This window comes from Actinoplanes sp. NPDC051513, assembly GCF_044454685.1.
GTDB lineage: Bacteria > Actinomycetota > Actinomycetes > Mycobacteriales > Micromonosporaceae > Actinoplanes.
In genome coordinates this window covers 1-23,235 of sequence record NZ_JBITDW010000022.1, presented here as the reverse complement: position 1 = coordinate 23,235, position 23,235 = coordinate 1, and the positions used below count along the sequence as shown (strand labels likewise).

Genomic DNA, 23,235 nt, shown 5'->3' with positions numbered 1-23,235 from the left:
CGCAGCCTATTGCCTGCCTTCTAGCGTCGCACCAACCGCAGTCCGACGCCGGCCATGGTGATGCCCAGGCCGGTGACGATGAGCCACATGACGGCGGTGCCGGTGACGGGCAGTTTGCTGGTCGCCGGGCGTACGGTCACGTCCATGCGCATCGTCCGCGGCTTGCCGCCGGGGTCGACGCCGGTCGCGGTGAAGGAGTGTCTGCCGCTGTCGAGGTCGCCGGGCACGGTGACGGCCTGGCGGAAGGTGCCGTTCTCGTCGGTCCTGGTCTGGCCCAGGACGGTGGGTGTGGAGTAGACGGTGAGGGTCACGGTCGAGTAGGCCGCGTAGCCGGAGCCGACCAGCGTGATGCCCTGCCCGGGCGTCGTGGCGGAGATTTTCCCCTGGTCGGTGTTGAGCGGCACGTTGGTGGCCGGCGGGGTGGCCGACACCGTGGGTGCCGTGGGCACGGCGGTGTTGGAGTAGACCGAGAGCTTCGAGATTCCCTTGGCGGACAGTGCTACGACGCGGACTCGGTATGTGGTGCCCGCGGCGCCGCCGAGGACGCAGTTGGTGGCGCCGGTGGTGGTGCAGACGGCGGGGCCGGGGTCGGCGATGACGCGGTAGCCGGTGATCGCGATGCCATTGTCCGCCGGGGGTTGCCAGGAGACCTCGATCGATGAGGTTCGGGCGGTGGCGGTCACGCCGGTCGGCGTGTTCGGCACGGTGGCCGTCGGGGCCGGCGACGGGCTCGGCGACGCGGACGTCGTCGACGGCGACGGCGACGGCGTCGGGGATGTCGTCGCCGGCGGCGTCGGCGAGGTTGTCGAGGGGGACGGCGACGGTGAGGGCGAGGTTGTCGAAGGGGACGGCGACGGAGACGGCGAGGTTGTCGAGGGGGACGGCGACGGTGAGGGCGAGGTTGTCGAGGGCGATGGCGAGGGCGATGGGGAAGTCGCGGTGACCGTGGTGGAGGCGTTCGGGCTGTTGCCCACCGAGGTGTACGCCCGCAGCAGGATCGTCGACTGAACGCCGTTGGGCAGGTTCGCGACCGTGCCGGTCAGCGTTCCCGCGGTGCCCGGCTGGGTGGTGAGCGGCTGCCAGCTCGCTTCGCTGTCGATCGACGTCTCGAAGGACTGGTTGGGGTCGCCGCCCGGCGCCCCGGGGACGAAGGAGACGTCGGCCGCGCCGTCGGCGGGGGTGGCCTGGAACGAGGTGGGTGCGCCCGGCACCGCTCGCACCAGCAGGGCGATGGGGGACGGGACCTGGTCGACCATCTGCTCGACACTGCCGTCGGAGTGCACCCGCACCACGTCGGTGGAGGTGAACCGGGTCGCGAAGATCTCACCGTTGTCCGTCACGGAGACGTCGGTGACGCTGCCGACGGCCGAGGTCAGGTCGTCGATCGTGTTCGGGCCGGGCCCCTGTGTGATCCGGTAGACGTGCCCGCTTGCCGTACCCGCGTAGACCCGTTGCTGGTCGTCGACGGTGAACGCCTGGATATCGGGGATGTCGTGGAAGCCCACGACGACAGTCCGGTTACCACCGTCGGCGTCCATCCGCACGATCTCCCCATTCATGAGATCGAACAGGTAGATGTGGCTGCCGTCATGGTCGACGGCCATGGCGGCCACTATGGCGGCCGTGTAGGGGATCGTGGTCTCGGCACCGTTCGACGCCCGCTTGACGATATAAGCGGTCCCGGTGCTGACCGTGTATACCGCGCCCGTGTCGTCCACGGCGACGTCCTGCGGTGAGGTGACCGTCGCGGTGAACGGCACGGCCGCCGGCGAGCCGCCGGGGGCGATCTTCCACACCGTGTTGCCGGGCGGGCTGGTCACGTAGAGGGTCCCGTCCTGGGCGGCCGCGATGCCCTGCCCGATGGACCCGAGACCGGTGGCGAGGAACGTCACGGTCCCGTCCGGGCCGATGCGCATGACGTTGCCGGAGCTCGACACGACGTACATGGCCACATCGCTGATGTCGCCGGACGCAATCACCGCCGCGGTGGGCCGCGCATCGACCACAGCGAGCATGCCGCACAAAACCGTCGCGAGAAGCGCGGCGCCGAATCGCCGCCGATGCGATCTGACCATGATCAACACCGTATGTGGAGATTCGAGAGTATATGGGCCCTTCTCGGCTTTTGGTCGTTCCATCGCGGGGAAAGTGTCGTACCCGGGGGCTAGCGTCTCTCGCGTGAACCGGACCGATCGTCTCTATGCCATGGTCGAGGAGCTGCGCGCCGTGTCGCCCCGCCCGCGCAGCGCCCGCTGGCTGGCCGGCCGCTTCGAGGTGAGCGTGCGCACCGTGGAGCGCGACATCTCGGCCCTGCAGCAGTCGGGCACCCCGGTCTACGCCGAGCCGGGCCGCACCGGCGGGTACTGCCTCGACCGGTCACACACGCTGCCGCCGGTCAACTTCACGGCCGCCGAGGCGGTCGCCATGGCCCTCGCCCTGCACCGCCTCGACGGGACGCCGTTCCACGGCCCGGCGTCGACGGCGCTGCGCAAGCTGGTCGTCGCCATGCCGCCCGCCGACGCGGCCGCGGCCCGCGCGCTGGCCGGCCGCATCCACCTGGTCGGCGGCGGTCCCACCACCACCGTGCCCCGGGTCGTCGCCGACGCCCTCGAGGTGCGGCGCGTGCTGCGTATCCGATACGAAGACCGCGGCGGCGCCCCTTCGGTCCGCGAGATAGAGCCGCTGGCGTTCCTGGGCACACCCACCAGCTGGTACCTGGTGGCGTACTGCCGGCTGCGCCGGTCGGTGCGCGCCTTCCGCACCGACCGGATCGCCTCGGTCACGGTCACCGCCGAGGTGCCGCCACCGCGCACGCTCGAGCCCGACGACCTCGACATCCCCGACCACGTGGTGCACAGCCTCACGCTGAGCTGACGTCGTGCACCGCCGCGCGCCGGGCCGGCTTGGTCACTCGTCTCCGGCGGCCGGCTAGGTCACTCACCTCCGGCGGCCGGCTAGGTCACTCGCCTCCGGCGGGCGGGGTGAAGATGCCGAACTGGTTGCCCGACGGGTCGAGCAGGTGGGCGAAGGTCAGCCCGTCGGGCGTGCGCTGCGGCGCCACCAGCACCTTGCCGCCCCCGGCCTCGGCGGCGCTACAGCTCTTGTCGACGTCGGCCACCAGCACGTAGAAGACCGCGTAGTTGGGCAGCTTGCCGCCGGTGGGGAAGAGGCCGCCCTTCAGGCCACCGCCCGGGGGCGTGATCGTGCGGTAGGCGCTGCCGTCGGCGCCGGTGGCGGCGCCCTGGTCGTCGCCGAACGTCCAGCCGAAGACATCGCCGTAGAAGCGCTCGGCCACCGCCGGCTGGTCGGTCGCGATCTCGAACCAGCCGATCCCGTTGACTGCGGACATGTCGTACTCCTCGCTTCGGAAAAGGAAACCGTGGAATCACCTTCGCGGGACGCGGCGACAGCCTCCTGTCGGTGTTTCCGGATTCGGTTCGGACTAGCCTCGGGGCGTGGGAACCGCACTTGTCATCGAGAACGACCCGACCGACGACCTGCGCCGGCTGGGCGAGTGGCTGACCGAGGCCGGCCTCGAGCTGACCGTCCTGCGTCCGCACGCGGGCGACGCGCTGCCCGAGACGCTCGACGACTACCTCGCGCTGATCGTCATGGGCGGCGACCAGAACGCGTACGCGTCGGCCGACGGCGTCCCCGGCGCGCCCTGGTTCCCGGCGCTCGAGGGGCTGTTGCGCAAGGCCGTGCGCAACCATGTGCCGACCCTTGCGGTCTGCCTCGGCGCCCAGCTGCTCGCCCAGGCGCACGGCGGGCTCGTCGAGCGCAGCACCTCCGGCCCCGAGATCGGGCCGGGCCTGGTCGGCCGGCGCGACGCGGCCGATACCGACCCGCTGTTCAAGTGGGTGCCGCTGCTGCCCGACGTGATCCAGTGGCACCGCGACGAGATCACCGAGCTGCCGCTGACCGCGACGCTGCTGGCCGCGTCGAGCCGCTACCCGAATCAGGCGTTCCGGCTCGGCGACCGGGCGTGGGGCGTGCAGTTCCACATCGAGTGCGACGTCGAGATGATCGAGCTGTGGGCGGCCGACGACGCGGCCACCCTCGACGAGCTGGGCTACGACCCCGAGGCGGTGGCATACGCGGTCGCCGATGCGCTGCCCGACGTCGAGGAGGTGTGGCAGCCGTTCGCAGCTCGGTTCGCCTCGCTCGCCCTCGGCACGCTGCCCGACGCCGACATACCCAACACCGGAACCGGCCGGACGCTGCCGCTGCTGGGCCAGTAGATGACGCGGCCCAGCCGGCTCGCCCGGTACGGCTTCGCCGACAACGGCGCCCGCGCCGCCGACCTGCTCGGACCGACCGGGCTGCGATTGTGGGACGCCGAGGCGCAGGGGCCGATCGGCACCGACGCCGCCGAGCTGATCCACTCGCTGTCCCGGGCCGCCGACCCGACGCTGGCGCTGCGCCAGCTGCACCGGCTGGTCGAGGCGGCCGGGCGCGCCGCCGACCGCAGCAACGGCCGCGGGGTCGCCGGGCCGGGCGGCGATATCAACCCGAACGAGGCGACCGACGCGCTGTTCGAGGCGCTCTACCGCGATCACGGGCTGCGCCGGCGACTGGTCGCGGTGCTCGGGGCGTCCTCGGCGCTCGGCGACCACCTGGTGGCCAACCCCGACGACTGGCAGGTGCTGGCGGCCGGCAAGACCGGGTTGCCGCCCAACGCGGAAGGCTACCTCGAGATGGAGGGCGACCTCACGGTTCCGGTGTTGCGGCACGCGTACCGGGTCTCGCTGCTGCGCATAGCGGCGGCCGACCTGACCGGGGGACGCGGGCTCGAGCCCACGATGGCGGCGCTGTCCAGGCTTGCGGACGAGACGCTCGGCGCCGCGTACGAGATCGCCGTGGCCGGACTCCCGGCGAGCGTGACCGAACCGCGTCTTGCCGTTGTCGCAATGGGCAAAAGCGGCGGCAACGAGCTCAACTACGTGTCCGACGTGGACGTGATCTTCGTGGCCGCCGGCGACGACGACCTCAGCGCAGGCACCACGGTCGCGGCGCGGCTCATCGAGATCTGCGGGCAGGTCGCCTGGCAGGTCGACGCGGCGTTGCGCCCCGAGGGCAGCCGCGGCCCGCTGGTGCGCACGCTTGCCAGCCACCAGGCCTACTACCGCCGCTGGGCGCGCACGTGGGAGTTCCAGGCGCTGCTCAAGGCGCGGCCGGCGGCCGGCGATCTCGCGCTCGCCCGGGAGTGGATCGACGACCTCGCGCCGCTGGTCTGGCACGCGGCCGAGCGTCCCGAGGCGGTCGCCGACGTCCGCGACATGCGCCGCAAGATCATCGACAATGTGCCCGCCGGCCAGCTCGACCGCGAGATCAAACGTGGTCCGGGCGGCCTGCGCGACATCGAGTTCGCCGTGCAGCTGCTGCAGCTCGTGCACGGTCGCATCGACGAGAGCCTGCGCAGCGGCGGCACCCTGCCGGCCCTGCGGGCGCTGGTCGCCGGCGGTTACGTCGGCCGGGAGGACGGCGAGACGCTGCTGCGCGGCTACCGATTCCTCCGCGGCGTCGAACATCGGCTTCAACTTCAGAATCTTCGGCGTACGCATACCGTGCCGGACGATCCGCAAGCGCTGAAGTGGCTGGCCGCCGCGCTGGGCTACACCGCGCTGCCCGGCCGGAACGCGGTCGAGGCATTCCGCTCCGATTGGGTCGGCCACGCCGCGCAGGTCCGCCGGCTGCACGTGAAGTTGCTGTACCGCCCGCTGCTCGAATCGGTCGCCCGGGTGCCGGCCGAGGCGCTGCGGATGACCCCCGAGTCGGCCCGCAAGCGCCTCGAGATCCTCGGCTTCGCCGACCCGGCCGGTGCGCTGCGCCACCTCCAGGCCCTCACCGGCGGCGTCACCCGCACCGCGGCCATCCAGCGCACGCTGTTGCCGATGCTGCTGCAGGAGTTCGCCGACGCACCCGAGCCCGACCGCGGCCTGCTCAACTACCGCGAGGTTTCCGACAAGCTGGGCAGCACGCCCTGGTACCTACGGCTGCTGCGCGACGGCGGCCCGGTGGCGCGCCGGCTGGCGCGGGTGCTGAGCCTGTCCCGGTACGCGACCGACCTGCTCACCCGCGACCCGGAAGCGCTGCGGCTGCTCGCCGACGACGCCGAGCTGGTGCCGCGCAGCCGTCAGGCTCTGGTCGTCGGGTTCGCGGCCGCCGCCGAACGGCACGCCGACGACGCCGGCAAGGCCACCGCCGCGGTGCGCGCGCTGCGCCGGCGCGAGCTGTTCCGGCTGGCCTGCGCCGACATCCTCAGCAAGGCCGGCGACCTGGCCCCGAAGGTGCCCGTGTCCGCTGGGCCGTCCGCCGGGCCGTCCGCCGGGCCGTCCGCCGGGCCGTCCGCCGGGCCGTCCGCCGGGCCGTCCGCCGGGCCGTCCGCCGGGCCGTCCGCCGGGCCGTCTTCCGGAGCCTCCGCCGCGCGGTCCGTCGCGCCGTCCGCTGGGTCGTCTTCCGGGCCGTCTTCCGGGCCGTCCGCCGGCAACGGCGCGGCGCCCGCACGGCCGATCGACGCGAAAACGATCGGCATGGCGCTCTCCGACGTCACCGACGCCACGCTCAACGCCGTGCTCAAGGCCGCACGGAGGGCGCGGTCCGGCACACCCGGCCTGCGTTTCGCGATCATCGGGATGGGCCGGCTCGGCGGCTACGAGATGAGCTACCCCTCCGACGCCGACGTGCTGTTCGTCTACGACCCGCCGCCCGGGGGCGGCTCCGCCGAGAGCGAGGCCCACGCGATCGCCGAGGAGCTACGGCGGCTGCTCACCCTGCCCGCGCCCGACCCGCCGCTCGGCATCGACGCCGACCTGCGGCCCGAGGGGCGGCAGGGTCCGCTGGTACGCAGCCTCGGGGCGTACCAGCAGTACTATGCCCGCTGGTCGAAGGTGTGGGAGGCGCAGGCGCTGCTGCGGGCCCGTTTCGTGTGCGGGGACGAGTCGCTGGGCCGGGAGTTCGAGGCGCTGGCCGACACGATGCGGTACCCGTCGGGCGGGCTCAGCCGGGAACAAGTCATCGAGATCCGGCGGATCAAGGCGCGGGTGGAGACCGAGCGGCTGCCCCGCGGCGCCGACCCGAACACCCACACCAAGCTGGGGCGGGGCGGCCTTTCCGACGTCGAGTGGGCGGTGCAGCTGATTCAACTGCGGCATGCGTACGCGTTGCCGGAGCTGCGCAAGACACAGACGCTGGAGGCCTTGAACGCGGCGGTGGCCGCCGGCCTGGTCGAGAAGGTCGACGCCGCGGCGATGGAGGCCGGGTGGACCCTCGCGGCCCGGGTGCGCAACGCACTGACGCTGGTGCGCGGCCGGCCGACCGACCAGCTGCCCCGGCACGGGGTAGAGCTGGCCGGGACGGTGCAGCTGCTCGGCGGTGGCGATCCCGGGGAGTTCGTGGACCGGTATCTGCGGCTCACCCGCCGGTCACGGGCGGCCATGGAACGGGTGATGGACTCCTGACGGCTCAGCCGACGGTCGCCGGCTAGCGGCCGACGGCTTGGGCGGTGGCGGCTTGGGCGGTGGCGGCTTGGGCGGTGGCGGCCTCGGCGGGCGGGATGCCGGCCTCGGCCGCGGCTCGCAGGATCGCCCTCAGGGTGTCGCCGATGGCTCCGACCAGGGTCAGGGCCTCCGCCGGGGACTTGTGGCGGAGTTCGACGGCGGTGGCGTGGATGATGCCGCCGGCGCTGACCACCGCGTCGGGGGCCCAGAGGATGCCCCGGTCGTGCAGGAGCTTGGCGGCGCCTTCCTGGTCGAGCTGGTTGTTGGCCGGGCCGGCTATCGCCTTGCAGCGCAGGGTGGGGATGGTGGCGGGGTTCAGCAGGCCGCCCATGGCCGCCGGGACGAGGACGTCGACCTCTTTGCGCAGGCACTCGTCCGGATCTGTCCACTCGATGTTGTCTTGGTGAGGGCGCTTGGACTCGTCCAAGTCGCTCGCGACCACGCGGGCGTTGGCGGCGGCCAGCAGGTCCGCGACGCGGCGGCCGACCCGGCCCAGCCCCAGGACGGCGAAGGACCGCCGGGCCAGATCGGGCGTGCCGAAGCGGAACTCGCAGAGCGCCCGGAGCGCGGCGACCGTGCCGGCCGCGGTGGCGGGGGAGGAGTCGCCGCTGCCGCCGGCCTCGACCGGGCGGCAGAAGACATGGTCGGTGCGCTCGCCGATGACGACCATGTCGTCGGGGCCGGTGCCGACGTCGGGGCCGGTCGCGTAGGCGCCGCCGAGCTCCTCGATGGTCGTGCCGGCGTCGTGCAGGGCGGCGGTGCGGGCCGGCTCGCTCGTGCCGGGCGGGATGACGATCACCGTTTTGCCGCCGCCGTGGGGAAGACCGGCCAGGGCGCACTTGACGGTCATGGCGGCGGAGAGGCGGAGGGCGTCGGCCAGGCCGTCCCGCCAGTCCGGGTAGGTGGCCATGCGGCAGCCGCCGATCGCCGGACCCCGGGTGGTGGAGTGGATGGCGACGATGATCGGGAGGCCGGACTCCGGGCCCCGGCGGACAATCACTCGCTGATGCGGGAACATCGCTCTTCCTCCGTACGATTGCATGGGAATTGAGCGAAAGCTAAACGTCTGGTGAGACCGAACGCGGGGTTGTCGAACTTCATTCGGTACGGGACGGGAAAGGGTGGCCGTGGACGACGTTGATTCGGCGATCGTGCGGGAATTGCAGCGCGACGCGCGGCAGACCAACCGCGATCTGGCGCGGGCGGTAGGCATCGCGCCGTCGACGTGCCTCGAGCGGGTGCGGCTGCTGCGTGATCGCGGGGTGCTCACCGGCTACCACGCGGAGATCAGCCTGAGCGCGCTGAACCGGCACGTGCAGGCGTTCCTCCACGTGCAGGTGCGGCCGATGAGCCGGGAAGTGATCGAGGGTTTCAAGGCCTACGTGACGGGGTTGCCCGAGGTGCTGGCGGTGTTCGTGGTGGCCGGCGGCGACGACTTCCTGGTGCACGTGGCGGTCCCGGGCGTCGACGCCCTCCACTCGTTCCTGATGGACAAGTTCACGGGCCGGCGCGAGATCGTGGGGTTCCGCAGCTCGGTGATCTACCAGCACGTCCGCAAGCCGGTGATCGAGCCGTTCGGCTAGCTTGGCCGACGTCGGATGGACGAAAATCGGTCGGCGTTCGGCGTCACGTGGGAGGGGGCCGGTTCCGTGGGTGACGATGTGCGGACCAGGGCGGCGATCGAGGAACACTGGAGGGCGTCGGAGAGCGGCGAGATCGAGGCGGAGCACATCATCTACGCCGACGACGCGATCCTCGACTACCCGCAGTCGGGCGAGCGGTTCCGCGGCCGCGCGGCGATCTCGGCGCAGCGGGGCGGGCACCCGGCCGATCGGCATTTCACCGTTCGCCGGATCACGGGAGGCGGGGACTTGTGGGTGAGCGAGTGCATCATCACGTACGACGGTGCGCCCACCTACTCGGTGAGCCTCATGGAGTTCGCTCACGAGCACGTGGTGCACGAGACGCAGTACTTCGCGGACCCGTTCGGCTCGCCGGCATGGCGGGCGGCGCTGGCTGAGCCGATGCCCGGCCGGAGCATCACCCGCGCCTGAGCAGCTTTCCGCGAGCGGCAGACGGGTAAGGGGTGTCCCGTCGGTCATGGAGTGCCGGTGCCGGTGCCGGTGCCGGGAGCGGGCGGCGCGGGTGCCGGGTGGTTGCGGCGGGTACGGTCGGTCGCCATTGTTCGGTGGTCGGGCTGGGCTTGCCATGCCCGGGGGTGCGTGGCTGAGGTGGGTGCGGCCCGTTGCGCTGGGGCGTGGCTCCCAATATGTGGCGGTAGCTCCCGGGCAGTGGGGCAGGCTCCAGCATCCTGGCCCGGCGTCCGGGCAATTGGGATGTTGGCCCGCGTCGCGGGAAATGCGCTCAGCTGCGCCGGATATATCCGGTTAATCCACCAGAAGTTGATCAACGGCGCGCAAGGGCGATGACTTCGTGTTCGCCCCGAACCGCAGATCATCAAGATCTAGAGACGTTCTGGGGTTGGGGTCTCGGGTCGGATATCACCATTGTTGGCGGCGGCTATTCCGGGGTGAGAATGGCATGATCCGGGCTTACCGCCGGATTCTTTTAGGTGGGATAATTCTGGGGTGCGGCAGATGGAGTTCTTCACCAAATCCCAGCTAGCGGAAATGCGTGATCCGACCCGGTCGCGCCGTTATTCCCCGGCGCGTGAAGAGTTCCGCCGCGTGCATGCCCGGCAGCGCGCGCGTGGGGGCTTGTCGAACGGCACGCTCGTAAGCTGCGCCGCCTGCACGGCGGTGACGACGGCTCGCCCTTGACGGCGGCCGAGCGTCGACTCTGGTCCGCCGGCACATCTGGGCGCCCCGTGGCGCCGGTGGCGCCGCTCGCTCTCGCCCGCACCGGTCAGGGCCTCGGCTCACCAGCACAGCGGGTGGTGCACCCGGTGGGCAACCAGATCGCGCAGCCCACCCCGGCGGTGCCCGCCGCGGTCGGGCAGGTCACGCAGCTCGCACCCACCGAGCAGGCCATGCCGGTCACTGGCGGGCAGGTCACGCAGCTCGCACCCACCGAGCAGGCTATGCCGACCGCGGCCGAGCGGGGCACGCAGCCCGCGCCCACCGAGCAGGCTATGCCGACCGCGGCCGAGCGGGGCACGCAGCCCGCACCCACCGAGCAGGCCATGCCGGCCGCGGGCGAGCAGCTGGCCTCCGCCGGCCAGGACCGAATCTCTCGGCGCGGGGGCGGGTTACGGGTCTACCGCACCGGGTCGTTACGGAAGAACTGTCACCGTGGCTCGGCTCGTGCGCCCGCCGGCCAAGACCACACACCACCCGACCCGCGGCGCCGACCATATTCGGCCGCCGTGCCTACCATTCCGTCAACGGTGTTCCGCGTCATTCTTCCGCGATGGCAAACACCATTCAAGAGCCTCCACCGGCGATGGCGAAGACCGATCGCATCGGCGTGGGACGGGCCGGGCGAAAATCGGCGCCGACCGCCGCGCAGCCCACCGCAGCAACGTCCGGCATATCGCGCCCGGCACACCGCACGCCCCACCGCGACCATGCACACCCGGGCCATGGCGCGCCCAGCCTGGCCATCGAACAGCAGTGACGGGCCGCGCCCACCGCGGCCGGGTCGCGCCCACCGCGGCCGGGCTAGCTGGTGAGGGTGTAGCGACCCGGTTCCGGCACCCGCACGAGGGTCCACGGTCCGGTGCGCGAGACGACCGCTCCCGCGGAAGCGCGAAGCCACCGGTAGTAATGCACCCGCACCACCACGTTCCCGGCCGCTTCGGCGATGAAGGTCACCGATGTAGCGTCCTGTGACACGAGGTTGGGGACGATGGGCGAGGCGTCGGCCACGCTGTAGAGACGCCAGTGGTCGCCCTGCCACACCTCGGTCAGATACGGGAGGCCGGCGGCGATCAGATCGGCTTCCGGACGGCCCGACCAGGTCAGCTCGGCGTCGGGGACGGCCACGAACTGGACGGCCATGTCGGAGAGCCAGGAGCGATACGAATCGGCGGTGAGGGCGACGCCCGTACCCGAAGTGCCGGGTATTTCTTCAAAAAAGATGGGATTTCGGGCGATGTCGGCTTGGCGCAACCAGCCGCGCGCCAGGGGCACATCGCCCATGTGGGCCGACTCCCAATAATCACGCGTCGGGGGGATCTCGACGCGGCCGGTCAGCGTCTCCTGACCGAGCCGATCGAGGAGCGGCGCGAAGTAGGACGGGGAAGAAGTCGGGTTTCCCAGGTCACGCACGTCGCCGACGACGACCGGCGGCTGCCACCAGCACGCCACGATCAAGAGAAGCAGCACGGCCCAGAGTGGCAGACCCGAAGAAAAAGACCTTTCGTGTACGCCCAGGGGCGCGCCCCGCCGAAGACGAAGGTGCGGGAGCGCCGAATACCCGGCCAGCAGCGGCAGCGTGAACATCACCGACAGGCGCGTCGCGTTGAGTCCCACCGGCGTGTGCAGCAGCGCGGCGCCCAGCACCCCGAGCGCCGACAGCAGCGCCCCGATCCGCACCGCGCGATGCGGCACGAGCACCGCCACCGCCAGGCTCGCCACCACCGCCCGCAGCGTGTCGTCGTGGCTGATGTTCATCCAGCCGCCGTCGCCGAACAGCAGCGCGCTCAGCGCCAGCGGCACCGCGGCCGGCGCCGCCACCAGCAGGCCGTCCACCACTCGCCCGCTCAGCAGCAGCGCCGCCCCGGCCAGCCCCAGGAACAGCCCGGCGACGGGACTCGTCGCCCCCGCGGCGAGCGCCGGCGCCACGGCCAGCCAGCGCCATCGGGGGAAGGTGAGCAGGACCAGCGCGCCCAGCCCCAGCGCCACCCCGAGCCCGTACGTGACGCGCCCGCTCACCAGGTTGCCAGCCACGCACGCGACCCCGGCCAGCGCACCCAGCCAGGGCCGGGGCGCGGCGGTGCGCTGGAACAGCACGGCCAGGAAGACGGCGGCCGCGACGAGGGCGAGGACGCCGGTGACGCGGACGCCGAGCAACGCCATCACCGGCTGCGACAACAGGCTGTAACCGAGCTGGTTGACGCCGCCGTACCACCGGAGGTCGATCGGCGTGTACCCGTGGTCGGCGAAGAAGTCGGCCCGGGCCACCTGGGCCGACAAATCCGACCCCATCAGGGGGAGTATCAGGTACGCCGCGCCGAGCACGGCCGCCAGAAGCGCCGTGCCCCACTCGAGCCGGTGCCGGGCCAACACGCGCCCCAACCTACCGGGCGGTCCGATGGTTGCAGCCTGTCACGGTAGGGTGCTCGCCATGTCCCGCCCCGCCCTGGTCCGTTACGCGGGCCTGGCCGGCAGCCTGTCACTCGCGGTCGCCGCCTGGCTCGGCGGGGCGAGCAGCCCGTGGCGGCCGACGATGACTCCCGGCACCATTTTCGCGGGCCGCGACGGCGTGGTGCTGCCGCTGGCCTGGCTGGTCGGGACGGTCCTGCTGATCGGCGCGTGGTGGGCCGGCCGCCGGCACGTGCCTTCGGCGCGCTGGGCGTATGTGACGGCGGGCCTGTGGGTGGTTCCGCTGCTGCCGTTCCTTCCGCTGGGCAGTTACGACATTTACTCGTACGCGTGTCAGGGCTGGCAGCAGGCGGCGGGGCTCAACCCGTACGCGGGCGGTGTCGATCTTTTGGGGTGTCCCTGGGCCGACGCCGTCGCACCCACCTGGACGGACGCCCCGGCGCCGTACGGCCCGGTCTTTCTCCTGCTGGCAGCGGCGGCCGCGAAAACCGGCTCGCTCGCCGCCACCGTCGTTCTGCTCCGCCTGATCGCCGTGCTCGGCGTCGTGCTGATCGCGGTGTGCCTGCCGGCGCTGGCCCGGCGGGCCGGAGTGCCGGTGAAGCGGGCGGTGTGGCTGGCGCTCGCCTGCCCGCTCGTGCCGATTCACCTGGTGTCGGGCGCGCACAACGACGCGGTGATGGTCGGCTTCCTGGTGGCGGGGCTGGCCCTGGCGGTCACGCAGCGTCCCCTGCTGGCCGGGCTGCTCTTCGGGCTGGCGATCGGCGTCAAGGCCACCGCCGTCGTGGTGGTGCCGTTCGCGCTGCTCATGGTCTTCCCCGTCAAGAGACGTGTCGCCGAGATGCTCGGGGCCGTGGTCGTCACGCTGGGTGTCGTGTCGCTGGTGTCCGGGCGCGGGCTGGGTTGGATCACCGGGCTCACGGGCAGCGGCGTCTCGGTGCAGTGGACCTCGCCGCCCACGGCCGTCGGCATGACGATCGGGCTGTTCGGGGTCGACGCCGTGCCGGTCACGAGGGTGATCGGCATCGTGGTGCTGGCGGTGACGCTGGTCGTGCTCTGGTGGCGTGCCCGGCTCCGGGACCCGCTGGTCTACGCCTCTTATGCCCTGGCCGCGACGGTCGTGCTGGCGCCCGTCTTCCACCCCTGGTATGCGGTGTGGGCGCTGATCCCGCTCGCCGCGACCGTGCGACGCGAGACACTCTGGCTGATCATTCCGCCCGCCGTTGCCGCCGCCTTGTGCCTTCCCGACGGCTACAACCTCGCTCTCGCCGTCAAGTCCCAGGGCGCCATCGCCATGACCGCCTTACTCTGCTATCTCGGATATCTCGGAATAAAAAGGCATGAGACCAAAAATCCTGATCCTGTCGCTGCTGGGGCTGCTCACCCTGGCGATCAACTACCTCGCCGAGACCCGTAACGAGTACTTCGACTCAAAGGTCTACTACGGCGCGATCCACTACTGGTTCCGCGGCGACGGCGGGATGGTCTACGACTGGCTGCGCCCCGAGACCCCGTACGGCTTCACTTATCCGCCCTTCGCCGGCCTTGTCATGTCGCCGATGGCGGTTCTCCCGTTCGGCCTGGTGGTGGTGATCGCCGTGATCGCCACCGTGCTCACCACCGCCCTGCTGATCTGGTGGTTCGCCGGGCCACTGCTCAAGCGCCTCCCCGCGCCGCTCTGGTTCTCGTTCGGCGTCGCCTGCTGCCTCGCGCTCGCCTTCGAGCCCGTGCGCGAGACGATCACCTTCGGCCAGGTGAACACGCTGCTGCTCACCCTGGTCGCCGGCGACATGCTCGTCGGCGTCGCCCGCGGCAAGCGCTGGGCCGGCGTCGGGATCGGCCTGGCCACCGCGGTCAAGCTGACCCCGGGCATCTTCATCGTCTACCTGCTGATCACCAAACGCTGGCGGGAGGCAGCGGTCGCGTCCGGCACCGCGGCCGGCGCCACGCTGCTGGCCGGCGCCGTCTTCCCCGACGAGACCCGTGAGTTCTGGACCTCGGCGCTGTGGGACACCAACCGGGTCGGCGTGCTCTCGTTCCTGTCCAACCAGTCCGAGCGCGGGCTGCTGGCACGGCTCCCGATCGACCGGGTGGAATCCCGGGTGTGGCTGCTCTGCGTCCTGGTCACCCTGGGGTTCTGGGCTTTCCGCGTACGCCGTGAGCCCGCCGACATCATGGGCGGCCTGGCCCTGACCGGGATCGTCGGCTGCCTGATCAGCCCGGTCACGTGGATCCACCACTGTGTCTGGCTGATCCCGGCCCTCGTGCGCTGCGTCGACGCGGGACTGTCCGGAGCGGACCGCCGCCCCCTCTATCTGGCCGGCTCGGCGTACCTGATCATGACCTCGCGCGTCACCTGGCTGTGGGAGAAGCGGCCGGGCCCGCCGGTGGCGCTCATCGGCAGCAACCTCTATGTCTGGTTCAGCCTGGCCCTGCTGATCTGGACACCCGTCGGCACCGCGCGTTCGTCTGTCGTCAAGGAACCAGACAAGATCATCGCGTAGGCAGAGGCCATGCCACTACGCCGTTCCTCCTCGGCGCTTGCCTTGCTGGGTCTCACCGCAGCCGCCGCGCTCAACGCCGTGCCCACCACGGCCTCCGCGCACGGCCGGTCGCACGACACCGCCTTCAAGCGCCTCGCGACCTTTCCCGCGTACCTGAACTCCGCCATCGACGACGCCGCGGCCGCGGAGATCTCCACGGTCACCGAGGACGGCCGGACCGTCGTCTACACCGACAGCCCGGGCAAGCGGCTCGGCTTCGTCGACATCACCAACCCCGGGAAGCCGTCGCCGGCGGGGACGCTGGCGGTCGGTGGCGAGCCGATCTCGGTCGCCCACCTCGGCCACCTGCTGCTGGCCGGCGTGAACACCCGGGAGAGCTTCACCAACCCGTCCGGCAAGCTGGTGGTCGTCGACGACCGCAACCGCAAGGTGGTCCGCGAGATCGACCTGGGCGGCCAGCCCGACTCGGTCGCGGTCGCGCCGAACCCGCGCAAGCCCCGGTTCGAGCAGCTGCTGCCCACGGCGGCCGGCCCGGAGGGTGTGGTGGCGGTGCCGTCCCGCGGCCTGGTCATCGTCTCCAGCGAGACCGACGACCCCGACAACAACCTGCGCGGCGCGGTCAACATCTAGGGCATCGGGCACGGGCTGTTCCCGTCGATCGTCTCCGACGACCTGATCCCGTGGGGCACGCTGTCCTCGCTCTCGGCCGTCCCCGGCAAGCCCTCTCTCCTCGTGGCGTCGACCGATGCCGCCTACGTGCCCACCCGGATTCTCACTATCGACACCGCGACGTCGCCGGCGAAGATCTTCAAGCAGCTCACGGTGACCAAGGACGGCACGCCCGTCGGCTACGACGCCGAGGGCCTGGCCGCCCGCAAGGGCGGCGGCTACTGGATCGCCTCCGAGGGCTCCGCCACGACCCCGAACCTGCTGGTCCGCCTGGACGCGAAGGGCGCCGTGCAGCAGGAGATCCCGCTGCCGGCCCACATCGCGGCCGCGGTCACCACCAACGGCTTCGAGGGCGACGACGCGATCGACGACGCCACCGGCGAGACGCAGTTCTTCCGGCTCGGCCGCCTGCTCTGACATTGGCTGATACGGCGCCGCCGAAAATGTCAGCGCCGTATCAGCGGCCCGGGGCAGGGTGAGTCCCGTCAACGATTCTGACGGGAGTTCCACCATGACGAACGCGATCGTCGCCGAGGGGCTGGTCAAGCGCTACGGCGACACCACCGCCCTCGGCGGCGTCGACCTTGCCGTGCGCACGGGGACCGTGCTCGGCCTGCTCGGGCCGAACGGGGCGGGCAAGACCACCGCGGTCCGGGTGCTGGCCACGCTGATCCAGCCCGACGCCGGCCACGCCACGGTCGGCGGGTACGACGTGGTCAAACAGGCCCACCAGGTGCGCAGCCTGATCGGCCTCACCGGCCAGTACGCATCGGTCGACGAGACGCTCACCGGCGTCGAGAACCTGCTGCTCATCGGCCGCCTGCTCGGCCTGTCCCGGCGCGACGCCCGGGCCCGCGCCCGCGACCTGCTCGCCCAGTTCCACCTCGACGACGCCGCCGACCGGGCCGCCGGGAAGTACTCCGGCGGCATGCGGCGCCGCCTCGACCTCGCGGCCAGCCTCGTCGGCCGCCCCCGGCTGCTCTACCTCGACGAGCCGACCACCGGCCTCGACCCGCGCAGCCGCAACGACATGTGGGACATCATCCGCGAACTGGTCCGCGACGGCGTGACCGTGCTGCTCACCACGCAGTACCTGGACGAGGCCGACCAGCTCGCCGACGAGATCGTCGTGATCGACCACGGCAAGGTGATCGCCACCGGCACCTCGGACCAGCTCAAGGCCCGCACCGGCGCGCAGACCGTCACCGTGCGGCCGTCCCACGAGAACGACCGCGACACGATCGCCGCCCTGGTCGGCGCGATCGCCTCGGGCCCGGTCGACGTGCGGGGCCCGATCATCAGCGCGCCGGTGACCGATCCGACGGCGCTGGCCCAGCTGGTGCGCCGTCTCGACGAGAAGGGCCTGCTGGTCGCCGAGCTCGCGCTGCGCAGCCCCAGCCTCGACGAGGTGTTCCTGAACCTGACCGGCCACCCGGCTTCCTCGGAAGGGAGCGACGCATGACCACCACCGCCATCGAGCCCCGCGTCAGCGCGGTCGTGGCCGTGCGCAACACCGCCACGCTCGCCTGGCGCACGCTCGTACAGATCAAGCACAACCCGTTCGAGCTGCTCGACTTCAGCGTCCAGCCGATCATGTTCCTGGTGCTTTTCACGTACGTCTTCGGCGGCGCGATCTCCGGGTCGACGGCCGACTATCTGGCCTTCGGCCTGCCCGGCATCATCGTGCAGAACCTGCTGTTCGCCACGCTCAACACCGGCGTCGGCCTGAACACCGACATCAGCAAGGGCGTCTTCGACCGGCTCCGGTCGCTGCCGATCTCGCGCTGGTCGCCGCTGGCCGGCCGGATCGTCGCCGACGTGATCAAGCAGGCCTGGGCGGTCACGCTGCTGCTGGTCGTCGGCACGATCCTGGGCTTCCGGATCGGCACCGGGCCGGTCGAGGTGGTCGGCATGTACGCCCTGCTGCTGTTCTTCGCGTTCGCCGCGTCGTGGATGTCGGTGCTGGTCGCGATGCTGGTCAGCGAGCCCGAGAAAGTGCAGATCTTCGGCTTCGTGCTGCTGTTCCCGCTGACCTTCGCGAGCAACGCGTTCGCGCCGACCGAGACGATGCCCGGCTGGCTCCAGGCCTGGGTCAAGGTCAACCCGGTGTCGATCCTCGCCGACGCCGTGCGCGGCCTGCTCAACGGCGGCCCGGTCGCCACACCGGTCACCCAGTCACTGATCTGGGCGGCCATCCTGCTGGCGGTCTTCGCCCCGCTCTCGGTCTGGGCCTTCCGCCGGCGCGTCTAGCGTCTGTGGACGGCGGCGAGAAATTGTCATACCCGGCTGCTTTACTGGCCCCGCCCTACCGGGTGGGGGCGGTTCGTGGCCGGCCGCCGCGTCCGACGCGTTTGCGACGGTCATCCCGGCAGCCTGACGGTAGGCGGCCTCGAAGCCCGCGTCGCCCAGAGCGGCGCGGGCTTCGGCCATGATCCGGTCGGCATCGGGAACGGTCGCATCGCGAGAGCCGCGCACGGCGTCCGCCGCACCCAGCAGATACGCCGCCCAAGCCGGGTTGCCCTCGCGCAGCACCAGGTCGGCCCAGCCGACCAGGGCCATCGCCACCACCGGCGCGTCCCGCGACCGCACCGCGATCCGAAGCGCCTCGTCGTGATAGCGGCGCGCCCGGTCGAGATCGCCCGCCGCCGCCTCGATCAGGCCCTGCGTGTTGCGGGTCATCGAGCCGAACTGCGGGGCGAACGCGGGATTCGACATCATCCCGGCCGACCGGGAGATCATGTCGCGGGCCTCGTCGAGGTCGCCCATCATCCGGGCCATCGTGGCGTAGCCGTACTGCACCGAGGCCAGCACCTCGGGCAGGCCGATCTCCTCGGCCGTCTCCTGCGCCTGCTTGAGCACCCGGCGCGCCTCGTCGTGCTCGCCGGCCAGCCACAGCTGGTGTGCCATCTTGGCCTCCAGCTGCGGCATGTCCTCGCGAATGCCCACCTCGCGGATCAGCGCCGCCGCCTCCCGCTGCCAGCGCACCGCCTGGACGAAGTCGCCCTCGGCGGCGACCATGTCGCCCAGCGCGCTCAGCGTGAACCCCATGCCCCAGCGCTCGCCGATCGAGCGGAACCCGGCCAGCGCGTCCCGCATGTCGGCGAGCGCCGCCTCGCCGCTCTGCCCGAAGTTCAACCGCAGGTGCGCGACGATCATCTTGGCGGTGGCGCGCAGCCAGGCGTCGGGATCCTCGAAGAGCGGCTCGACCGCGTGGAAGCCGGAGTCCGGGTCGGGGTTGTCGAAGATCAACGCCAGGGGCTTGATGAGGCGCAGCGCCGGATGCTTCGCGTCCGGGCCGGCGCCGTTCGCCTCCGCCCGCAGGAAATGGTCTTCCACCGAGTCGATAGGCAGCGCGCCCTCGAGCCCGTTGATCGCGGCGAAGGTGTGGGTGAGCGCGAGGTCTTCGGCGTCGGCGTCGCCCGGCATGGCGGCCACCTCGGCGGCCAGCACGGCGCCCTCCATCCGATGCCCGCGCAGCCACCAGTACCAGCCCAGCCGGGCCACGAACGCGGCGGCTGTCGCCTTGTCGCCCGCCTCGACCGCCGCGCGGATCCCGGCGTGCATGTTGTCGTGCTCGACGGTCAGCCGGCGCAGCCACACCAGTTGCTCGGCGGCGCGCAGCCGCGGCTCCGCCTCCCCGGCCAGCCCCAGCAGATACTGGGCCAGGGTCAGCCGATGGGACTCGGACTCGCCCGCCTCGGCCAGCCGCTCCAGCCCGTACTCGCGGATGGTCTCCAGCATCCGGTAGCGGCCGTCCGGACCGAGCACCAGCAGCGACTTGTCGACCAGGGCACCCACCAGGTCGAGGTCGGCCGCGCAGACCTGTTCGACCGCGTCGACGTCGGCGCCGCCGTGGAAGACCGCGAACCGCCGCCACAGCCGCCGCTCGTCCTCGCCGATCAGCTCCCAGCTCCAGTCGACCACCGCCCGCAACGTCTGGTGCCGCGGCAGCGCCGTCCGGCTGCCGCCGGTGAGCAGGCGGAACCGATCGGCCAGGCGGTCGGCCAGCACCCCGACCGGCAGCGTACGCAAACGGGCCGCGGCCAGCTCGATCGCCAGCGGCATCCCGTCGAGGGCCCGGCAGATCCGTACCACCGCCTCTGCGTTGCCGTCATCGAGGACGAACGCCGCCGCGCGATCGAGCAGAAGGCGTACGGATGGGAAAGCGGAAGCAATCGCAGCATCCGCGCCCACGGGCGGGAGAGCCAGCGGCTCGACCGCGTGAATCCGCTCGCCCGGGATGCCCAGCGGCTCGCGGCTCGTCGCGAGAAGCCGCAGCCGCGGCGCCGCTCGCAGCAGCACGTCGGCGACCTCGGCGGCCGCGGCGATCAGATGCTCGCAGTTGTCGAGAATGAGCAGCAGCTCGCGGCCGGCCAGGGCCTCGCTCAGGCGCGTGAGTGGCGACGCCGACTCCGTCACCGCGGGCCGGGTGATCAGCACCTGGGCCCGCAGCCGCAGCGCGCTCAGGATCGCCTGCGGCACCTCGGCCGGATCGCTCACCGGGGCGAGCTCGACCCGCCACACCTCTCTGTCCTCGCGCGCGCCGACCTCGACCGACAGCCGGGTCTTGCCGCTGCCGCCCGGCCCGGTCAGCGTGACCAGGCGGTTGCTGCCGATCAGGGCGCGCACCTCGCGCACGTCGGACTCGCGACCCACGAAGCTGCTGACCTCGGCCGGCAGGTTGCCCCTTCGCACCGGAGCCTGAAGCAGCTCGAGGTGGATGGAGGCCAGCTCGGCCGACGGGTCGGCGCCCAGCTCATCGGCGAGCCGTCCCCGCATCTCCGCATAGATCTCCAGCGCCCGGCCGGTATTGCCCTGACTCTGCAGGGCCCGCATGAGCAGCCCGGTCAGCGGCTCGTCGAGCGGATGGGCGGTGCGCAGCCCCTCGAGCTCGGGGACGACGTCGCGGCTCTTCAGGTCGGCGGCGAGCTTTCTGCGCTGGGCGGTGAGCCGCAGCTCCTCCAGCCGTCGCGCGTCGGCCCGCGCCACCTCCGGAAAGTCGAGCTCGCCGCGCCAGAGCTCGAGCGCCTCACCCGGCGCCTCCTCAGCCAGCCGCGCAAACCGGACGGCGTCGATGCGATCCGGGTGGATGATCAGCCGGTAGCCGTTCGCCGAGGACTCGACCGTCAACTCGGGCGCCGCCTTACGCAGCCGCGACACCAGCGCCTGCAGCGCGTTGCCCGCAGCCTGCGGCGGCTCATCACCCCACACCCCGTCGATCAACCGGTCGGCGGACACCGTGCGGTTGGCGTCGAGAGCAAGCAGAAGCAGCAGCGTACGCAGGCGCGCGCCCGCGACCGGCACGGCCCGACCGCCCCCGCCGTGCAGCTCGACCGGCCCGAGCACCGCGATGTCCACGCCTACGATTCTGCCCGGTCGCGCAATCCCGATTCGCCCTGCTCCACCCACACCGCGAGGCGGGCGACCCAATCGCGGACGAGTTCGCGCAACTCCGCGGGCTCCTCGACGAGGAAAGGTATGCCGAGCCCGGCCAGAACGCCCGGCAGCCAGTCGAGCCGTTCGGCCCGCAGCCGCACCCGCACCCACTCCACGCCGTCCGGTTCGACGGTTGCTACGCCGCGGGGTAGACGAGCCTGCACGTCGTCGGCCGCGCCTCGCACGCGGACGGTGACCCGATGCCGCCAGGGCACGTCCCGCCGAACCGCTTCTTCGGGCACGAAGCCCTCCGGGACCGCGAAGGTGCCCTCCGCCAGCCGGACGTGCTCGATCCGGTCGAGCCGGAAGGTGCGCATCCCGCCCTCGGCGGCACCGGTCACATACCAGCGCCCTTCCTGCGCGACGAGTCCGTACGGGTGCACGGTGCGCTCGGTGCGCTGCCCCTTGCGGTCGACGTAACCGATCACGGCCGGCCGGCGCTGCCGGGTGGCCTCCGCCAGTCGCAACATGGTCGCCGCCTCGGGTTCCGCCACCCCGCGCGGCGGCCGTGCGGTCTCGAGCAGCGTGCCGAGCCGGGCGGCGAGCCGCTTGGGCAGCACCCGCCGCACCTTCGCCGCGGCGCTCTCCGCGGCTTCCTGCGTCGTCTTCGTCAGCCCCAGCAGGACGGCGAGGGCCTCCTCGTCGGTCAGCATGAGCGGCGGCATCCGGAAGCCGGGCGCCAGCCGATAGCCGCCGTAGCGCCCCCGCACCGGCTCGACCGGCACCTCGAGGTCGAGCAGATGCTCGACGTAACGCCGCACGGTTCGCTCGTCGACGCCGAGGCGCTCGGCCAGCTCGTTGGCGGAGTGGACGCCGCCGCCCTGCAGGATCTCGAGGAGGGCAAGCACACGCGCCGTCGGCCGGGTCACACCCTCGAGAATACCGGGCGGATACTGCCCGGTATTGCTCGTAGCGTCCAGCCCATGAACCTCACTTCGATCCGCCTCATCACCGACGACGTCGCCCGCCTCACCGACTTCTACTCGCTCGTCACCGGCCTGCCGGCGCGCCGCTGGACACCCGACTTCACCGAGATCGCCACCCCAGGGGCGACGCTGGCGCTCGGCAGCACCGCCACGGTGAAGCTCTTCGGCGACGGCTCCGCCGAGCCGGCCGCCAACCGGACCGCGATCGTGGAGTTCCGGGTGGACGACGTGGACGCCGAGTACGCCCGCCTGCGGGACGTCACCGGCGAGGTGGTCCAGGAGCCGACGACGATGCCGTGGGGCAATCGCTCCCTGCTGCTCCGCGACCCCGACGGAACGCTGGTCAACCTCTTCACCCCGGTGACCACCGAGGCGGCCGCCCGCCAGGGGCGTTGACCGTCGCGCTCTGGCTCGACAACCTTGCCATGCGCTGTGCGACCTGGGCCGGCACGAGGAAGCGCTGCCGCTATCACGCTGTCGCAGCTGGGAAGGCATGAGGAGGCCCGATAGGAGCTGCGGAGGCGGGCCGAGAAGGCGGTGGGCTGAGCCGTACACGCCGGAAAGGCAGAACGGCGGCCACGCCGAAGCGTGACCGCCGTTCAGGCGGCGTCTAGGTCAGACGTTGTAGTACATCTCGAACCAATCGCGGGGGAGCGGCGACCTGCGGAAACGTTGTCGAATGTGCACCCGACCTGCGTCGAGGGCTGTCATTGACTTCCATCGTCTTACGCTGGTTTCTGGTCTGGTTTGTACCCAGCTTGTGCCATCGATCTTGTCCCAGGTGAAGGGCCGAGGCTTCCCGTCGCGCGGGCGTAGCCCAATCGGGCCGGGGGGGGGGGGGGGGGGCGGGCCCCCCCCCCCCCCCCCCCCCCCCCCCCCCCCCCCCGCCGGATGGCCGTGAGCACGCTGACCGCGTCGGACCGCAGCCGGGTGTCGGCCTTGAGCGCGTTGATCCGGGCCGGCACGCCCGCGCGCACCT

18 protein-coding genes are annotated in these 23,235 nt (G+C 71.8%); 12 read left to right on the top strand and 6 right to left on the bottom strand.

The window, feature by feature from the left end; genetic code table 11:
• Positions 1 to 20 precede the first annotated feature (20 nt).
• On the bottom strand, positions 21 to 2,075 hold the full coding sequence (locus tag ACIA5D_RS40390; RefSeq protein WP_396035816.1) for a fibronectin type III domain-containing protein: 2,055 nt from the start codon (positions 2,073 to 2,075) through the stop codon (positions 21 to 23).
• A 103-nt stretch (positions 2,076 to 2,178) separates the two neighbouring features.
• On the opposite strand from ACIA5D_RS40390, the gene ACIA5D_RS40385 reads away from it, so the two are divergent.
• A complete protein-coding gene (locus ACIA5D_RS40385; protein WP_396035815.1) occupies positions 2,179 to 2,874 on the top strand; it encodes a helix-turn-helix transcriptional regulator in 696 nt (231 codons plus the stop codon).
• 85 nt (positions 2,875 to 2,959) lie between these two features.
• Here the strand turns inward: ACIA5D_RS40385 and ACIA5D_RS40380 are convergent, their stop codons facing one another.
• Positions 2,960 to 3,349, bottom strand: coding sequence for a VOC family protein (locus ACIA5D_RS40380; protein ID WP_396035814.1), 390 nt, complete (start codon positions 3,347 to 3,349; stop codon positions 2,960 to 2,962).
• Positions 3,350 to 3,455: 106 nt separating this feature from the next.
• On the opposite strand from ACIA5D_RS40380, the gene ACIA5D_RS40375 reads away from it, so the two are divergent.
• Both ACIA5D_RS40375 and ACIA5D_RS40370 read left to right on the top strand, forming a co-directional pair.
• Positions 3,456 to 4,241, top strand: a complete 786-nt coding sequence (locus tag ACIA5D_RS40375; protein ID WP_396035813.1) for a type 1 glutamine amidotransferase — start codon at positions 3,456 to 3,458, stop codon at positions 4,239 to 4,241.
• Positions 4,242 to 7,460 carry a bifunctional [glutamine synthetase] adenylyltransferase/[glutamine synthetase]-adenylyl-L-tyrosine phosphorylase gene (locus ACIA5D_RS40370; protein ID WP_396035812.1) on the top strand — a complete coding sequence of 1,073 codons (3,219 nt, stop codon included), beginning with the start codon at positions 4,242 to 4,244 and terminating at the stop codon, positions 7,458 to 7,460.
• Positions 7,461 to 7,482: 22 nt separating this feature from the next.
• Here ACIA5D_RS40370 and ACIA5D_RS40365 read toward each other — a convergent pair whose 3' ends face one another.
• Positions 7,483 to 8,517: a Glu/Leu/Phe/Val dehydrogenase dimerization domain-containing protein gene (locus ACIA5D_RS40365; RefSeq protein WP_396035811.1), complete on the bottom strand. Its 1,035-nt coding sequence runs from the start codon at positions 8,515 to 8,517 to the stop codon at positions 7,483 to 7,485.
• 109 nt (positions 8,518 to 8,626) lie between these two features.
• On the opposite strand from ACIA5D_RS40365, the gene ACIA5D_RS40360 reads away from it, so the two are divergent.
• Together ACIA5D_RS40360 and ACIA5D_RS40355 are read left to right on the top strand one after the other, a co-directional pair.
• Entirely contained in the window at positions 8,627 to 9,082 is a 456-nt protein-coding gene (locus tag ACIA5D_RS40360) for an Lrp/AsnC family transcriptional regulator (RefSeq protein WP_396035810.1), read from the top strand.
• Between the two features lie 66 nt (positions 9,083 to 9,148).
• Positions 9,149 to 9,553: a nuclear transport factor 2 family protein gene (locus tag ACIA5D_RS40355; protein WP_396035808.1), complete on the top strand. Its 405-nt coding sequence runs from the start codon at positions 9,149 to 9,151 to the stop codon at positions 9,551 to 9,553.
• Between the two features lie 1,566 nt (positions 9,554 to 11,119).
• On the opposite strand, the gene ACIA5D_RS40350 is transcribed toward ACIA5D_RS40355, so the two are convergent.
• Positions 11,120 to 12,607 carry a hypothetical protein gene (locus ACIA5D_RS40350; protein ID WP_396035940.1) on the bottom strand — a complete coding sequence of 496 codons (1,488 nt, stop codon included), beginning with the start codon at positions 12,605 to 12,607 and terminating at the stop codon, positions 11,120 to 11,122.
• A 139-nt stretch (positions 12,608 to 12,746) separates the two neighbouring features.
• Here ACIA5D_RS40350 and mptB point away from each other — a divergent pair, with 139 nt between their 5' ends.
• The 6 genes from mptB (at position 12,747) to ACIA5D_RS40320 (ending at position 18,144) form a co-directional block, all read left to right on the top strand.
• A complete protein-coding gene (gene mptB / locus ACIA5D_RS40345; RefSeq protein ID WP_396035807.1) occupies positions 12,747 to 14,138 on the top strand; it encodes a polyprenol phosphomannose-dependent alpha 1,6 mannosyltransferase MptB in 1,392 nt (463 codons plus the stop codon).
• A complete protein-coding gene (locus ACIA5D_RS40340) occupies positions 14,062 to 15,225 on the top strand; it encodes a glycosyltransferase 87 family protein (protein WP_396035806.1) in 1,164 nt (387 codons plus the stop codon). The genes mptB and ACIA5D_RS40340 overlap by 77 nt, the downstream gene beginning before the upstream one ends.
• Positions 15,226 to 15,234: 9 nt before the next feature.
• Positions 15,235 to 15,855 (top strand): YncE family protein, encoded by a 621-nt coding sequence (locus tag ACIA5D_RS40335; RefSeq protein ID WP_396035805.1) that lies wholly within the window; start codon positions 15,235 to 15,237, stop codon positions 15,853 to 15,855.
• Between the two features lie 3 nt (positions 15,856 to 15,858).
• The gene (locus ACIA5D_RS40330; RefSeq protein WP_396035939.1) at positions 15,859 to 16,311 is read left to right on the top strand and encodes an esterase-like activity of phytase family protein; all 453 of its coding nucleotides are present in this window, start codon (positions 15,859 to 15,861) and stop codon (positions 16,309 to 16,311) included.
• 94 nt (positions 16,312 to 16,405) lie between these two features.
• The gene (locus ACIA5D_RS40325; protein ID WP_396035804.1) at positions 16,406 to 17,356 is read left to right on the top strand and encodes an ATP-binding cassette domain-containing protein; all 951 of its coding nucleotides are present in this window, start codon (positions 16,406 to 16,408) and stop codon (positions 17,354 to 17,356) included.
• Positions 17,353 to 18,144 (top strand): ABC transporter permease, encoded by a 792-nt coding sequence (locus ACIA5D_RS40320; protein WP_396035803.1) that lies wholly within the window; start codon positions 17,353 to 17,355, stop codon positions 18,142 to 18,144. Before ACIA5D_RS40325 ends, ACIA5D_RS40320 begins: the two co-directional genes overlap by 4 nt.
• On the opposite strand, the gene ACIA5D_RS40315 is transcribed toward ACIA5D_RS40320, so the two are convergent.
• Positions 18,070 to 21,252: a BTAD domain-containing putative transcriptional regulator gene (locus ACIA5D_RS40315; protein ID WP_396035802.1), complete on the bottom strand. Its 3,183-nt coding sequence runs from the start codon at positions 21,250 to 21,252 to the stop codon at positions 18,070 to 18,072. The genes ACIA5D_RS40320 and ACIA5D_RS40315 overlap by 75 nt on opposite strands.
• A gap of 2 nt (positions 21,253 to 21,254) precedes the next feature.
• Entirely contained in the window at positions 21,255 to 22,199 is a 945-nt protein-coding gene (locus ACIA5D_RS40310) for a helix-turn-helix transcriptional regulator (protein WP_396035800.1), read from the bottom strand.
• A gap of 54 nt (positions 22,200 to 22,253) precedes the next feature.
• Between ACIA5D_RS40310 and ACIA5D_RS40305 the strand changes: the two genes are divergently transcribed.
• On the top strand, positions 22,254 to 22,652 hold the full coding sequence (locus tag ACIA5D_RS40305; RefSeq protein WP_396035799.1) for a VOC family protein: 399 nt from the start codon (positions 22,254 to 22,256) through the stop codon (positions 22,650 to 22,652).
• Positions 22,653 to 23,235: the final 583 nt, after the last annotated feature.

Excerpts from the sequence above, each read along its gene's own strand:
- mptB (WP_396035807.1), top strand. The coding sequence starts at position 12,747 with ATGTCCCGCCCCGCCCTGGTCCGTTACGCGGGCCTGGCCGGCAGCCTG.
- ACIA5D_RS40320 (WP_396035803.1), top strand. The coding sequence starts at position 17,353 with ATGACCACCACCGCCATCGAGCCCCGCGTCAGCGCGGTCGTGGCCGTG.
- ACIA5D_RS40325 (WP_396035804.1), top strand. The coding sequence starts at position 16,406 with ATGACGAACGCGATCGTCGCCGAGGGGCTGGTCAAGCGCTACGGCGAC.
- ACIA5D_RS40305 (WP_396035799.1), top strand. The coding sequence starts at position 22,254 with ATGAACCTCACTTCGATCCGCCTCATCACCGACGACGTCGCCCGCCTC.
- ACIA5D_RS40380 (WP_396035814.1), bottom strand. The coding sequence starts at position 3,349 with ATGTCCGCAGTCAACGGGATCGGCTGGTTCGAGATCGCGACCGACCAG.
- ACIA5D_RS40370 (WP_396035812.1), top strand. The coding sequence starts at position 4,242 with ATGACGCGGCCCAGCCGGCTCGCCCGGTACGGCTTCGCCGACAACGGC.
- ACIA5D_RS40335 (WP_396035805.1), top strand. The coding sequence starts at position 15,235 with ATGCCACTACGCCGTTCCTCCTCGGCGCTTGCCTTGCTGGGTCTCACC.
- ACIA5D_RS40350 (WP_396035940.1), bottom strand. The coding sequence starts at position 12,607 with ATGGGGTCGGATTTGTCGGCCCAGGTGGCCCGGGCCGACTTCTTCGCC.
- ACIA5D_RS40365 (WP_396035811.1), bottom strand. The coding sequence starts at position 8,517 with ATGTTCCCGCATCAGCGAGTGATTGTCCGCCGGGGCCCGGAGTCCGGC.
- ACIA5D_RS40340 (WP_396035806.1), top strand. The coding sequence starts at position 14,062 with ATGAGACCAAAAATCCTGATCCTGTCGCTGCTGGGGCTGCTCACCCTG.
- ACIA5D_RS40390 (WP_396035816.1), bottom strand. The coding sequence starts at position 2,075 with ATGGTCAGATCGCATCGGCGGCGATTCGGCGCCGCGCTTCTCGCGACG.